Source organism: Pseudoalteromonas sp. CO109Y, from assembly GCF_004208935.1.
In the GTDB taxonomy this organism is placed as follows: domain Bacteria; phylum Pseudomonadota; class Gammaproteobacteria; order Enterobacterales; family Alteromonadaceae; genus Pseudoalteromonas; species Pseudoalteromonas shioyasakiensis.
In genome coordinates, this window is sequence record NZ_SGPD01000016.1 from 12,561 (window position 1) to 27,584 (window position 15,024).

7 protein-coding genes are annotated in these 15,024 nt (G+C 38.8%); 4 read left to right on the forward strand and 3 right to left on the reverse strand.

Annotated features, from left to right (window positions below; all coding sequences use genetic code 11):
• Positions 1–60: 60 nt before the first annotated feature.
• On the forward strand, positions 61–489 hold the full coding sequence (locus EXT43_RS05920) for an energy transducer TonB (RefSeq protein WP_062564910.1): 429 nt from the start codon (positions 61–63) through the stop codon (positions 487–489).
• Between the two features lie 64 nt (positions 490–553).
• On the opposite strand, the gene EXT43_RS05925 is transcribed toward EXT43_RS05920, so the two are convergent.
• Together EXT43_RS05925 and EXT43_RS05930 are read right to left on the reverse strand one after the other, a co-directional pair.
• Positions 554–3,574: a carboxypeptidase regulatory-like domain-containing protein gene (locus tag EXT43_RS05925; protein WP_130166566.1), complete on the reverse strand. Its 3,021-nt coding sequence runs from the start codon at positions 3,572–3,574 to the stop codon at positions 554–556.
• 378 nt (positions 3,575–3,952) lie between these two features.
• Positions 3,953–4,798: an SIS domain-containing protein gene (locus EXT43_RS05930; protein ID WP_054560797.1), complete on the reverse strand. Its 846-nt coding sequence runs from the start codon at positions 4,796–4,798 to the stop codon at positions 3,953–3,955.
• Between the two features lie 337 nt (positions 4,799–5,135).
• On the opposite strand from EXT43_RS05930, the gene pbp4b reads away from it, so the two are divergent.
• Together pbp4b and EXT43_RS05940 are read left to right on the forward strand one after the other, a co-directional pair.
• Positions 5,136–7,583: a penicillin binding protein PBP4B gene (pbp4b, locus tag EXT43_RS05935; RefSeq protein ID WP_130166567.1), complete on the forward strand. Its 2,448-nt coding sequence runs from the start codon at positions 5,136–5,138 to the stop codon at positions 7,581–7,583.
• A gap of 94 nt (positions 7,584–7,677) precedes the next feature.
• Positions 7,678–9,054, forward strand: coding sequence for a Na+/H+ antiporter NhaC family protein (locus tag EXT43_RS05940; RefSeq protein ID WP_054560796.1), 1,377 nt, complete (start codon positions 7,678–7,680; stop codon positions 9,052–9,054).
• Positions 9,055–9,276: 222 nt separating this feature from the next.
• Here EXT43_RS05940 and EXT43_RS05945 read toward each other — a convergent pair whose 3' ends face one another.
• A complete protein-coding gene (locus EXT43_RS05945) occupies positions 9,277–10,413 on the reverse strand; it encodes a PQQ-dependent sugar dehydrogenase (protein ID WP_063703431.1) in 1,137 nt (378 codons plus the stop codon).
• 510 nt (positions 10,414–10,923) lie between these two features.
• Here EXT43_RS05945 and EXT43_RS05950 point away from each other — a divergent pair.
• The gene (locus EXT43_RS05950; protein ID WP_130166568.1) at positions 10,924–14,826 is read left to right on the forward strand and encodes a hypothetical protein; all 3,903 of its coding nucleotides are present in this window, start codon (positions 10,924–10,926) and stop codon (positions 14,824–14,826) included.
• Positions 14,827–15,024 lie beyond the last annotated feature (198 nt).

Here is a 15,024-nt window from a genome sequence, read left to right on the forward strand (position 1 = left end):
TTTTTTTATGCCTATAAAAAGCTATGTTATATTCATGAACTTGATTTGTAAGGATATAGCATGAAAGTTCATTTAATTGCCGTATTTGCATTACTCGCTGGCTGTTCACAACTCCCAAACACTACAACAACTAACTCAACCGATGTACTCGATCTTCGTGATGATAAAAACGCAGCAGAGCAGCTGTGGACACTTAAACATGCAACAAAGCCCAGTTACCCTAAAGCAGCTTTAATATCTAAGCAGACGGGCTGTGCGCGCTTTATTATTACTATTGATAAACAAGGTAATACCACCGATATCCGTTTTGTAGAGAGCTTCCCAGAAGGACTATTTATCGATGTGTCGCGAGAGTCGCTTAAAACTTGGCACTGGCAGGCAAGGGAAAGTAACAGCAAATCGAGAGCGATTATTCGAACTGTGCAACTCGACTACTTTATGAAAGAAGCGAGTAATATGGATGCCGCAAAAGCATTTTGTACAATTTAAGCTTTTACTGTTTTTAAGGCATAAAAAAGGGCCGCAATAGCGGCCCCCAACAGGATTGATAAACTTAGAACTTGAAGTTAAACGACAGCTGCACTCGACGTGGGCTGTAGTAGTTGCGATACTCACCAAAGGTTTCTGACGAGACATAAGGGTTATTGTTATAACCTGTTTGACGGTCAAATACGTTGAAGATATCAGCGCGGAATTGTAGTTCCATGTCACCTGAGAATTTAAAGTCTTGGGTGTAGTTTAAGTCAAGTTGCCAGTGGCTTGGGCTACGACGGCTACCCGCAGGCTCGCTGTAACGTGTGGTACCACTTGAGTAACCGTAGATTGAACCATCCCATGCTTCCCAAGGTTTACCCGACTGGAATACAAAGTATGCACCGATGTTCGCATCCCATGGCACAGTGTAGTAACCATAGACTTTTACTTTATGTGGCTTATCACCTGATAATGTACCGTATTTGTAATCCCAAGGGTAACGACCACGGCCATCGCCATAGTTTGATGAACCAATGAAGGTATTAGCATCTGTTGTTGCGGTAGTGTTATCTTGGTCGAAGTTACCGTAGTAATGGCTCCAAACATAAGAGGCATTGATGTAGCTGTTTTCACCTAGGTATTCAGCTTCGATGCTAGCTTCCCAGTACTTGGTTTCTCCGCCATCTACTTCGGCAATAACATAAGAAGAACCACCAATTTCATCACGGATTTCATCTAGGTTATCTACATATAAACCTTTATCTGCAATATGCTGTGGTACGCCATCAGCATCAACGCCAGAGTAGTCAGTTAAACGCGCATTGTTTGGCATATCTTCCCAGAAATGCGATGCCTTACGGTGACGAACATGAGCACGTAATACTAAATCAGAACCCACATATTTAGTGGTACCAAGTGTAAATTCTTTGATTTGACGAGGTGTTAAATCATCAGCAAATACTTTACCTGATGAGCCTTGACGTGGCTCTGCGTAAATTACGTTACCCGCTTCATCAAATTCAACTTCGATTTCGGCACGGGTATTACGGTCCCAAGATGCAGCACGCGCTAATGAGCTTGCTTCAGGGTTATACATTGAGAAGTTTGCAAATACTGAGTCTTGATCTGCATAATTCCAATTCACACCTAAACGCGGTTGGATCATATCTGACCAATCTGTTTGGTACATTTTGTATTTTTCGCCTGGTGCTAACTCATAACCAGAAAGCGTGCCAGATGCCGATTTAAGACCTTGGCCATACCAAGTATCGCGGCTTACGAGTACACCCACATTGTAAGTCCAATCACCTACTTCAATGGTATCGTTGATTTCGAAATTCAGTGTTTCCATTTCTGAGTTGATAGCAGAAACGGCGTCTTCACCAGCAACCAAGCTCATTTGTTGTACGCGAGCACGGTAAATAACCGGGGCAGAGCTGCCTTCTTCTAAGCTTTCATCGAGGCCGCCAACATAAGAGATTCTACCCCAACCGTTTGAAAGGCGAGACAGTACTTCTTTGCTTTCTTTCCATTCACCACCTACATGTAACGTATGGTAAGTATCGCCCCAGCTAAATTCATGCTCTAGGTTTAATTCAAAGCTATCACGGTAAAAGTCGATATTATCGTATTGGTAATACGCACCAACACCGCCGCCGCCAAGCATTTCGCCGTTTTCAGTATAACCGTATTGTGCAATTAAAGGTGCGGCGCCTGCATTAAACGCAGCTATTTGCTCTGCTGTGTAGTTATCATCAGCATCTAATAAGCTTGGTACACTGAAGTAACCCATTTCAGTTAAGTTACTTAAGTCAAGTTGACCCGTTAACGATGGCACTACAGATAGTTCTGTATCAGGTGTGGTACCAGACTCAAGTTCAAATTTACTGTACTGGAATGAAAGGGTTGTTGCATCACCTAAAAGCCATGAACCATCTAAGGTAAAGATATCTTGGTCAGCTACATCACCTGCAGAGACGCTGTCTGTTTCGTAAGCGCCAACTGAGCGACCTTCAATGGTCTTTTCTGAGGTACGCTGTGAAATATTAAGTAAAATATCGTCAGTAGGCGCCCAAGTTAACTTACCAAAGTATTCATCACGCACACTCTTATAGTCTTTTACTTCACCATAAGCAGTATCTTTATTAGTACGAGTTTCCTCAGGACGATAATAAGAAGTGTAGAAGTATAAAGAGTCCTCAATAAGCGGGCCGCCTAAGCTTGCTGTTAACCAGCTTTTATCTAGCTCATAGCTTTCTTGGCCTGTTGGTGTTGCCACTAAACTCTTAGGTTGAACTTTGTATTCAACATTACCGTGGAATTCGTCAGTACCAGATTTTGATACGGTATTGATTGAGAAACCGCCTGAGCGGTTAAAACCAACGGCTTTTGCACCACCGCGGTCCATAGTTACGTAAGCAACGTCATGAGTTGATGGCTCTGATGCTAGGTTACCAAACATAGGTAGAGATACATCAACACCATCAAAACCATACGAGTTATCAACCCCTGAACCACCCGCAGATGGGCCTAGCGTTGCGTTTTCAGATAGTTCAACACCCGGTACTAGTTTTAATAGGTCACGGTAATCTTGACCAACTGGTACGCTATTGATTGCTTCTTCACCAAGTGAGTTAGTCAGTGCAGACTTACCTTGGCGGAATAATTTACTGCCGGTAACCGTGATGACTTCAACGTTTTCGTTAGCACCACCCATAGTGACGTTTAGGCTCGAAGTTTGTTCAAGTAAAACATCCACAGTCATAGTTTGAGTTACACCGTTTTTATCGGTGAAAGTCAGTTCATAAGTACCCGGTTTTAACTGCGGTAAGTCATAGCTGCCGTCTTCTCGCGTAACAACGGTACGTGGCTTTGGCATCACATTACTTTTTGCTGTTACTGTGATCCCCGCCAGTGACTGCTGTGCTTCTGGTGATGATACCTTACCTTTGATCCCCCCGGTTAGATTTGCAAAGGCTGGCGCGCTGGCTAGCGCCGCGGCCATAACAACACCTGTAAAGGCTGTTTTCTTTGCGCGAAGTGCATTGCTAGTCGCTTTTGCTATATAGCTCATTGCGAGTGTGGATGCATGTTGTTTCATTGTTTCCCGTCCTTATATTTATATGCTTTGCTGGACTACTTACCCAATTGAGACTTATGAACTTTAAAATTATGTTGCCCATATATTAAACAGGTGTTATTTAAGTTGGTCAAGAATATTTTTTCATTTAAAGGTTGGTTTTTAGGAATAAAATATATAACCTATTTTAGGTAAAGATCAGTAATGACTTGCTTTAACGGGGTGCTAATTTATTCTTAGTACAATTTTGTAAGAAATTATGATTTTAAAGTCAGTCGCTTATCGCAATTGTTTGGTAGTTTAGAGGGGAAAGGGGATTGTTAAACTGCATCCTAAATTAGGCATAAAAAAAAGCAGCCTGAGCTGCTTTAAAGTATTTATATAACCTTATTGAAGAAATTAGTTATTCTTAAATTCGCCAACAACTTCATTAGAATGTTCTAGTAACTTACGACCTTGGCGGCTTGACTGTGTTAGAGCAATAAACAAAATATCAATGACAAAATCTTGTGCCGTACGCGCTAAAATTGACGATAAACGTACAGACTCGCCTTCAGCAACCGAATAAAGTTTTACATCAGCTGAGTCAGCAACAAGGCTACTACCAAATTTAGTCACTGAGATCACCGAGCTTGAGTTTTTCTTAGCTTGCTTAACAACTTCGGCAATTTCGCGAGTCATACCTGACTCACTTATCGCAATAACCAAATCACCTTTTGAAAACGTCGCAACATACGCAAGTTGTGCATGGCCATCTGGCTCTGCAATAGCTGGCATACCGAGTTTTTGTAATTTATAAGAAAAATCTTTTGCGACCAGTGCTGAGCCACCTAAACCACAAATTAAAATGCGCTTTGCAGATTTTAATAGCTCTACCGCCTTTTCGACAGCTGGTGCTTCGTTGAGGTTTTTGGTTTCGGTTAACACCGCCAATTTACTGCTTAATAGTTTTTCGGCGATTTGCTCTAGCGAGTCATTCAGAGTGATCTTGCCATGTAGCTTAGGTTCGCTGCTTTCATCGTTAAGTGCATCAATTACCGCAAGTTTAAAAGCAGGGAAGCCTTTATAACCTAACTTTTGCGAAAACTTCACCACACTTGATTGGCTTACACCAACCACTTTTGCTAGTTCAACCGATGATAAATTACGAATGGCATTCGCTGAATTTAACGTAAAGTCAGCAAGCTTAGCTTCGCTGCTCGATAGAGATTGGCGTAAGGCTTTAATTTTTACAAAAGTAGACATAGGGCTCACTTTGTTTGCTTAACTTAGTCAAAGCGCAAAGCGATGGTTCTATTATAAACACAGGGCTTGGGCGCATTGTTTGCTTAACACGACGACTTATTTTTGTTTTAGCAGACCTAAGTTTGGAATATTTTTCTTAATTTAGATGGAATAATATAGTTTTATTCCATAATAGATACAACTCTAATTATTGAGATAGCTCTATTTTTAGTAACTTAGCGATAATGTATGCTTTTTATTCTTTGATTGTGAAATAAAATATTTTACATGTTAAGTGGGTGTTGCTACTGTATGGCTGAGAATCGTCAACGCTTAAATCATCAGGTATGAATCTGTTATGAGTTTTACCCCTTTGAAAACATTACTTAAACAGCTGTGTTATCTAAGTAGTGCGGCATTATTAGTAAGCTGTGCCAGTAATCCATATACCTATACACAATCAGCTAACTACAGCCATCGTGTTAAATTCTTAGTGATGCATTACACCGCCATTGATTACGAAAAATCAATGCGTGCGCTCGTGGATGAAGGGGGCTTAAGTTCACATTATTTATTACCTGAATCAGGCGACCCGAGTTATCCAAAAGATGAATTAGAAATTATTCAGCTGGTTGATGAAAGAGATAGGGCATGGCACGCCGGACGCAGTTTTTGGCAAGGCCGCGAAGATTTAAATGATCATTCTATTGGTATTGAAATTGTTAATGTACCAACCTGTCATATTCCTGAGCAAGCAAACCTTGCGATGGAAAATGACGCCAGTAAGTTATGTATTTTTCCAGACTATGATGCCAAGCAAATAGAGCTACTAATAAAACTTAGTAAAGATATTCTTGCCCGTAACCCTGATATTGGCCCAACTCAAGTGATTGGCCATTCTGATATTGCTCCAAGCCGTAAGAACGATCCAGGCCCGCGTTTTCCTTGGTATCAACTGTATAAAGCTGGTATCGGTGCATGGTATGAAAGCGACACTGTTGATAAATATTGGCAGTTATTTAGCGCATCAAAACCTTCTGTTGAATTAATGCAAAAAGCATTACGCAGTTACGGCTATGAGGTGATTGCAACGGGTCAGCTTGATTCGCAAACGCTCGATGCCCTAAGTGCCTTTCAAATGCACTTTTTACCTTGGCATGTAAGCGGTAATAGTGATGCAAGAAGTGCGGCTGTGCTATTTGCATTATTAGATAAATACTTTCCTAAAAAGCTAGAGCGGTTATTTAAAGAATATCAGCAGCAACAGCAAGCGGTTGAGCCAGCGCCAAAAACACTGGCCAATGCACAAGTTATAGCGCGTATTCCTGCTCTTGATCCAAGTAGTCGCGCGCTTGTTAACGACCGAGGCACATTTACAGCCTATAAAGGTCGCGGTGAGATCATCATTGAAAACCAAGATGCAACCAGTGCTGATATTTTCATAAATGGTGAAAAAATTAATATTGCCTCACCATTAACAGCCGAAAAAATATATCAATACAGTTTGGCTAAACGCACCCGCGATGGCATAAACACGTATAAAGTAGAAAATGTATTGCCTGAAGGGGCAAGCTTAACCTTACGTTTTCCTTACCCAACGCTTGATAAAAACAGTACTCAAAAGCGTTTTAGTGCCGTTGATGAATTAATTAATCAAGAGATTAAAGAGGGCTTTCCGGGTGCGGTACTCGCTGTTGTTAAAGATGGCAAGTTGATTAAACTAAGCCATTATGGCGCGGCTAAAAAGTATCATGCTGATGGCAGTGAGCTTACAAGCCCACAAGCCATGCAAAACGATACCTTGTTTGATATAGCTTCAAACTCAAAAATGTTTGCCACTAACTTTGCGCTGATGAAGCTTGCCAGTGAAGGGAAACTCGACGTAGAAAAACCGCTGTTTTATTACCTACCAGAATTTAGAGGCAGCGGCCGTGAACAGCGTTTAGTAAAAGATTTACTCACCCACAGTGCGGGTTATCCTGCGGTGGTTGATTTTCATCGTAAAGACAATAAATTTGGTGAGCGCTTTTTTTCTCAAAACAGCCTGCGTACTAAAAACCTACTGTTAACAGGTGTCCCTTTCGTGGCTGGTCGTAACGTAAAACACCTATATTCTGATATCGATTATATGTTGCTTGGTGTACTGGTAGAGCGTATTAGTGGTATGGCGCTCGATACCTATGTAGAAAGCCAAATTTATCAGCCGCTTGGTTTAACGCATACGGTTTATAACCCATTGCAAAAGGGTTTTTTATCTTCGCAAATTGCCGCCACTGAGATTAACGGCAATACCCGAGGTGGTCGCATCGAGTTTGAAAATATTCGAACCGATGTGCTGCAAGGTGAAGTACATGATGAAAAGGCATTTTATGCTCTAGGTGGCGTAGCGGGGCATGCAGGGCTTTTTAGTACCGCCGGTGATTTATCCGTGCTTATGCAAGTGTTACTCAATGGGGGTGGCTACGACAACAAGCAAATTTTTACACCACAAGTACTTGAGCAATTCACAAACTCCCAAGCAAGTGATGAGACTTATGGTTTAGGATGGCGTAGAGCGGGGCATCAAGCGCGTAAATGGCATTTTGGCCCTTATGCTAGCCCGCGCGCTTTTGGTCATACCGGCTGGACAGGCACCGTGACCGTTATTGATCCTGAGTATGACCTTGCTATTGTGCTATTAACCAATGCCCGTCATACACCGATTGAAGGTTCACAAGAAAATTACCAGTTTGTCGGCAAGCGTTTCGAAACAGGTAAGTATGGCTCTATTATCTCGCTGATTTATGAGAGTATATTAAATCACTAGTCGAATTAAGTTGAGTTTGGTGGCAAAGCCATTAAGCTTAGCGAGTTTTCGCATAATAAAAATAAAATGTTGTTCTTAATTTAAAAGGGTTTTTATGTCTTGGTATTCAATTTTACCACCCTTGATTGCTATCTTAATTGTGTTTTGGCGCAAAGAAGTGATCATGGCGTTATTGGTCGCGGTTGCGTCGTCTGAGTTTTTACTTGCTCTGAATGGTGAAGGTAATACCTTGTTTTTCACCTTTATCAACACTATCGAGCGAGTCATTGAGGTTGCCAGCTCCCCTGGTAATAGCCGCATACTTATTTTTAGTATCTTAATCGGTGCTTTACTTGCCTATATTCGTGAATCTGGCGGTGTAGCCGCTACGGTTAATTTGCTGATGAACAAAGGGGTTGCTAAAAGTAAGCGCCAAGTCGGTTACTTAACCATGTTCTCGGGTATTGCGGTATTCATTGAATCGAACTTAAGCGTATTAACCTCGGGAATTTTATCGCGTGGTTTATTCGATAAATTTAAAATGAGCCGAGCGCGCCTTGCTTACATTATCGATAGTACCAGCGCACCTGTGTGTATTTTAATCTTGCTAAATGGATGGGGCGCATACGTACTGGGCCTTCTTGGCAACTACGAAATGGAAGAGTCTGCGGTTTCGGTATTGTGGGGCAGTATAGGCTATAACTTTTACGCCATTATCACTTTACTTATCGTGTTCTACACCATTACCTTTGACAAGGTGCATGGCCCACTAAAGCAAGCAGAAGAAAACCTAGAGCAACAAGAAACCGAACTAACAGAAGAAGTGAAAGGTTCAAAAGCACGTTACATGCTTGTGCCTCTAATTACCTTAATTGGTAGTATGGTTGGCTTTATGTTCTGGACTGGCGATGGCGATATTGCCAGCGGTAGTGGTTCTAAATCAGTGCTGTATGCAACTATTTTAGCCTGTGTTGTGGCTTACTTCTTAATGATTAGCTCGCGTGAATTTACACACCATAAGCTGGTAGATATTGGCTTTAAAGGAATGGGTGAGTTACTGCCATTAGTGTCTATTGTATTGCTATCACTCACGTTAGGCGCAAGCTTAAAAGACTTAGGTACCGGTGTGTTTGTAGCAGGCCTAGTAGGTGATTTCTTACCAATTTATTTAGTTGTGCCAGTGCTATTTATTACAGGTGCGGTTATTTCATTTACCACAGGCACCTCATGGGGCACTTTCGCAATACTTATTCCAATTGGTGTACCGCTCATTCAAGCATTAGGTTTACCACCTTCGTTGGTCATTGCTGCTATTTTAGGTGGTGGTGTGTTTGGCGATCACTGCTCGCCAATCTCAGATACTAGTGCGGTATCGGCTATTGCATCAGGGTGTGATTTATTAACTCACGTAAAAACCCAAATGCCATACGCTCTATTCGGCGGCGCATTAACCTTCATTGCTTACCTAGTGACGAGCATAATTGTTTTATAAGTAATAGCTTTAAGCTGTAAGTCTTAAGTTATAAGTAAAAAACCACAGAGAAGTCTGTGGTTTTTTATTGCTTGAATTTCGATGACTTGCATATTCAAGTCTGATAGCCGTCAGCCGTCAGCCGTCAGCCATAAGAAACCATCGCGCGAAATAAATTTCACGCCTAGGTTACTCCTTTACTCTTTCCCCTTGTAACTCGCTAACTTGTTTTAAATCTGATAGCTATATTTTTGGTACAACCTTATAAACACCGACACCATCAACGCCTAGATATAAATCACCATTAGGGTGGGTGGCTAGGCTGCGCACGCGACCTACACCTTCAAAAACCTTGCTGTGGCCTGTTACTTTGTCACCATCAAGTTTCACCAAAACAAGGTGGCCAAACTTCATCGAACCTACGGCAATTTGGCCTTGCCACTGTGGGTATTTATCGCTGGTGATAAATTCCATTCCAGAAGGGGCAATTGAAGGCACCCAATACCAATCAGGTTGTTCCATTCCCTCGCGACTAGTTTCGTCGGTAATTTTTGTACCAATGTAGTTGATCCCATAAGTGATCTCAGGCCAACCATAGTTTGCACCTGCTTTAACTATGTTGATTTCATCGCCGCCACGAGGGCCATGTTCATGGCTCCAAATAACCCCCGTTTCAGGGTGCATCGCCATACCTTGTGGGTTACGGTGTCCATACGAATAAATACTTTTGTGAGTTGTTTTATGGTCATAAAACGGGTTTGATTTAGGGATAGAGCCATCGCTATTGATACGGTGAATTTTGCCAGCATCATAGTCTAGACTTTGTGGGTGAACGTCTCTTTTGCCACGGTCGCCAATAGAGAAGTACAAGTAACCTTCTTTGTCGAACTCAATACGCGAACCATAGTGTTTTGTTGTTTCAATATTTGGCTCGCCATCAAACAATAATTGCTGATCAACAAGAGCCATATCTTTAAAGCGGGCACGCATAATTGAGGTATTGTAACCCTCACCATCGCCCTCATAGCCAGAGTACGAAAAGTAAATCCAACCATTGTCGGCAAAGTTCGGATCAAGTTCTATATCTAGTAAGCCTCCTTGACCTTCATCATGTACTTTAGGTGTGCCTTTAACTGCTTGCTCAACGAGTTTGCCATCACGAATCAATCTAAGCTCGCCACGTCGATCAGTAACGAGTAAGTCACGCTCGTTAAGCCAAGCCATACCCCAAGGAATTTGAATCCCTTCGCTTACTAATTCTAGTTTGTAGTTATTAGCGCTGGCATCCAGAGGAATCTTTTGCTCCGGCTGAGCACACGCTTGCAAGCTCGATAAGCTAATTGAGGCAATGATTAAACTGTTAAACAAAGACCTTTTCATGGTAACTCCATAATATTTAAACACGATGTTACTAGCCTAGCTGGTTCAGCATTAAATTGTTATTAACATTAGAGCAATGTGCGATTATTGGTAGGAAAAGCGAGGTAAAGAGCGGAGTATTAGCCGTTAGCCCTCACACTCGTACGGGGGAAACTTATTCCGCGCGATTTGCGATAAGTATATAAAAATCTTTTTTCAAGGTTTGTCGCCCCCTCTCTGGGCTCTCCCAGCACTACTCTAGCATCATGCGTAATCCTATATAGTGTATTAATGTTATCGTAAGCTACGAAGGTAGGCTATCTATAGCCTAGTTTAGCCTTATCGCGCATCCATACGATAGATTACTCATCAATAAGCTATTTCCAGGTATTTCCAGGGGGGGATGGGGAGGAAGATTAAATGTGGGATTGGTATTTTCATCTCTTACAATTAGGCTTTAGCTATGTTTTTATTCAAAAAATTAAGATATGCTGAATTTTATTTATTTAATTTATTTTTCAAGAGGTTGATATGGAGGTTGGTGAGGAAGATAAAAAGCAAATAGGTGAATATACTCCTTTTTTCCTTAGTGCAACAGACGAAGCTGAAATTGATAAAGATGTATCGAATGTTTTTGACCAAGTAATTGCATCTGATAAAGCATACAATATAGCGATTACAGGACCATATTCATCTGGAAAATCTAGCTTCGTGAGTTCTTATAAAAAGAAGAATTCTGAGTTTGCTGAAACTTCAATTGATGTTTCTTTAGCTTCTTTTCAGGTTGATGAAATTGAGGGAAATGAGACTTCAAATAAATCAGAGGCTTTTAACTTTGCAGATATAGAAAAAAGCATTATTCAACAAATTATTTATAAAGTGCCTTCTTCAACAATCCCGAAATCTCGCTTTAGTAAATTAGCTAACTCAAAAGATACTACTAAGTGGAGGAGTTACATATTTTCTTCGCTTTGGCTTCTGTCTGTTTTTTATATTTTTAATCCAAAAAGTTATATTTTTATTGACCCTGTTAGGCCAATAATCGGGAAGAATCTAGAGTTTTTTAACATTGGCTTATCTTTACTTATGCTTACAGGTTGCTTGCTTGGTGTTGCATTTATATTCAAGCATTTAAAGAACAACCTACCACTATCTAAAATAAGTTATTTAAATCCTACCAATGCAGAAGTGAGTTTTTTTTCAGAGTCAGATTCAGTGTTAAATAGAACTCTGGATGAACTCGTATATTTCTTTTCCAGCTCGAAATATAACAAAATAATATTTGAAGACTTGGAAAGGCTAAATAAGCCTGAGATTTTTACAAAATTACGTGAAATAAACATTATATTAAACAATAGCTTTGCAGTCCGGGAAAAGCACAAGGATGGTGTCAAGTTTATTTATGTGACAAAGGATGATTGTTTTTCCGCAACTGAAAGAACTAAGTTTTTTGATTTTATCCTTCCTATAATTCCAATAATCCATTCAAATAACTCATATGAAAAGCTTTTAGAGTTAATTTCTTCTATCAGAAATGAAAACCTGTCAAGAAGTTATTTAAGGGATGTAACAGTATTTATTTCTGATATGAGGGTTTTGCAGAATATAGTTAATGAGTTCTATTTTTATCGGAAACTAGTAAATCATGATCAAAGTTTATCTGACGACAACTTGTTCTCATTAGTTTTATGTAAAAACATGTTTCCAGTTGAGTTTGAGCTACTTCAAAAAAATCGGGGGAAAATATTTTCCGCTTTTGATACATCAAAAGTGAAAAGAGAGATGATTTTAGAGAGTAAATTAACTGTTGAAGAGTGTGAGGAGGAAATTAAAAAAATTAAAAACGCGATTAAGCTTTCTGAAAACGAGTATAAGACGTTAATAAGGTGGAAGATTGATACAATTTTAAGTCAGTTTCAATCAGTCAGTAACTGGAGACTAGGTCAGGATATTATTAGTGTTCGTGATTATGAGAATATTTATTTAGGGCTGCGGAAAGGTCATGAGCTGAAATTAACTTCATATGGCTCAATTGAATCTCTGGCTGAAAATGGAGAGTATTTAGAAATCCAACGCTACATCGAAAAGCTAGAACTTTTAGATGAACCAGATGAGCAAATTGATTTACTGAATAGAAAGATAACCGAAAAGTTAAGAACTATAAATAGAATTGAAGATGCTTCTCTTAAGGATATGTGCTCTCTTTTTGAAAGCAGAAGAGAGAATCTTACAGGCTATAAGTCAGATCACATTATTCATTACCTGTTGAGGAAAGGATATATTTATGAAGACTATCAAAAGTATATTTCAATATTCTATGAGGGGGAGTTAACCCGAAATGACTTTACTTTCAAAAATAATATTGTCTATGGGAAAAAGCCGAACTTTGAGTACCAATTGAGTCGTCCAGCAGACATTGTTAAGTTACTAGATGATAATAGCTTTTCTCAAACATCTGTTCTTAATTTTAATCTTTTTGAGTATCTGATCTCTAAAAAACATCAGCTCTTAAAAAAAACTCCCATTATATTTGATATCAACCCTAAAATTCTGATTGAGTTTATTGATAAGTTAGAAAGTAGTTGTGATATTGATATATCACCAGTGCTCGAAATTTTAGTAAGTAGTAGAGCTAACTTTCTTGAATTAAGTAAAAGTTATACTGATAAGTTTGGTGAATGGTGTTATAAATTATGTATGAGTAAAGACTTTTCAAGTGTCGATTTTGATAATTATCTTTTTTTGACGAATTATTTAAATGAAAACGTCAAAATTGTTATTGAAATCGCGAGCAAAGAAAAGGAAATCAGAGAAAGAGTTCTTGATAACATAATCTCACTGGAGCCTTTGTTAGAGTTGGTCGAATTTGATCACGAAAACTATGAGCAATGTGAGGTTTATATACTTCTTTTTAAAACTGGTTGTATAAGAATAAACCCAATTAGTTTGTATAGTTATTTCAAATGTTCTTACAAAAGCGAAGTTTTCTCTTTAGATTTTATTCTTAAATCTAAAGATGAGTTGTTAATCGAAAATACATATGATATTGATTTATTTCAGCAGTTAGTTGAAAAATACTGGATAGAAACAACTAAGAAAGGTGACGAAAGCGAAGATTCAATTGTTCACATGTTGAAGTCTGAAATAGGAATAGAAATTAAGCATGAACTAATCAGTAACTTAAATGCTCCACTATCAAGGATACGTGATGCAAGCTTTGATTATGCCACCAATATAGAACTTTCAAGGCAAGACAAAGTTATCCCTTCTATTGAAAATTTAGTCGCTTTTTTTGATAGTTTCGATGTGGTCAAGGATGACGAACTCTTCAAGGAATATAATTCAGAAGTAGATAGGGTAATCTCTGCCAATAAAGAATCTATCCTTACAGAAATTAAAGGATTGGATATTGACAGTACACTTTCAAGTTTTACTGGAATAATTTTGTTTGATGTGGTGCAGATGGCTACGTTTAAACAATTAATTCAACCCCTGTCTAAATATATACCTGATTACGACCTAGATAAATTAACTAATCAGAAGTATGAATATTTAATCAAAGAAAAATTGGTTATTTATTCTGATGAGCTTAAAAGCGAATTCGAGGAGGGTAGAACAGCTCTTCTTCCACTATTAATTTCGTGCAACAAAGATAAATTTGCAGAAACAAATTACTTTGACGATCTGTTAGATGAAACTCTATGCTCCATTGCCAAATTAGAGATTCTTAGTAATGCTGAGGTATTGACTATTTTTGAAAGCTTAAGTGAAAGAAGATTCTTTGATTCTGATGAATTGGCTTCTTGTTTTGCTGATTTGCTAATAATTCAACCTTCTGAACAAGTCTCTGAAGATTTGTTTGGTTATTTAGTTGAGCATATTGTTGAACCTCGATCAGATAAAGGCCAGCTCTTAATTCGTTCAATGCATGATAAGTTCGATCCCATTTATCTTATAGAGTATATGCCTTTTGATTGTATTCCTTTTTTCTCACTCAAAGACAGAATTTGTATTTTTGAAAGTGGTGAAGTAAGTGATAAGAACAAGTTATTGGCGATTGCAAGTTTAAGCGATGAAGAATTTCAAAGCCCCGCAATAGATACTATTTATTTAAGTACTTTAGCTTGTGAAATGAAGTTTGATGGAGTTAAAGAAGTTAACATAATCAAGTTAGCTTCAGAATTAAATACTGACTTCGATTTAATTAAACTTTTAACTTACCAAATGGATTTATTATCTAAGGATGGAGTAAAAGATATCTGTGGCTTTTCTACAGAGCAGATTGCAAAAATTAATACAGCTAAAACTCACTTTGAGTTACCAGATTCTGAAGAGTATGATCTTTTTTCTTCATTGATGTTAGATAAAAAATTGATTAAAAGAAAACAGATCACAAAGTCAGGTAAAATTAGAGTTTATTTAGCTCAAATCTAAAATGGTAGTCATTGATTGAAAGCGGGTAACGCTCACTTTTTCAAGTTAATGTGTCAGATCTTATTTTTACTAATACAGAATAAGTAATTTTAGTACACTTTAGCTATGAGTTATTTTAGGTACTACGCGGGGTAAACCCGCTGCTACTTAAAAGCTTGTAACTTTACTCTTGTAGCCCGCTAACTTGTTTTAAATCTG

What these genes read in the sequence shown, in the direction of transcription:
- EXT43_RS05920 (WP_062564910.1), top strand. Translation starts at nt 61, where the DNA reads ATGAAAGTTCATTTAATTGCCGTATTTGCATTACTCGCTGGCTGTTCA.
- EXT43_RS05925 (WP_130166566.1), bottom strand. Translation starts at nt 3,574, where the DNA reads ATGAAACAACATGCATCCACACTCGCAATGAGCTATATAGCAAAAGCG.
- EXT43_RS05930 (WP_054560797.1), bottom strand. Translation starts at nt 4,798, where the DNA reads ATGTCTACTTTTGTAAAAATTAAAGCCTTACGCCAATCTCTATCGAGC.
- pbp4b (WP_130166567.1), top strand. Translation starts at nt 5,136, where the DNA reads ATGAGTTTTACCCCTTTGAAAACATTACTTAAACAGCTGTGTTATCTA.
- EXT43_RS05940 (WP_054560796.1), top strand. Translation starts at nt 7,678, where the DNA reads ATGTCTTGGTATTCAATTTTACCACCCTTGATTGCTATCTTAATTGTG.
- EXT43_RS05945 (WP_063703431.1), bottom strand. Translation starts at nt 10,413, where the DNA reads ATGAAAAGGTCTTTGTTTAACAGTTTAATCATTGCCTCAATTAGCTTA.
- EXT43_RS05950 (WP_130166568.1), top strand. Translation starts at nt 10,924, where the DNA reads ATGGAGGTTGGTGAGGAAGATAAAAAGCAAATAGGTGAATATACTCCT.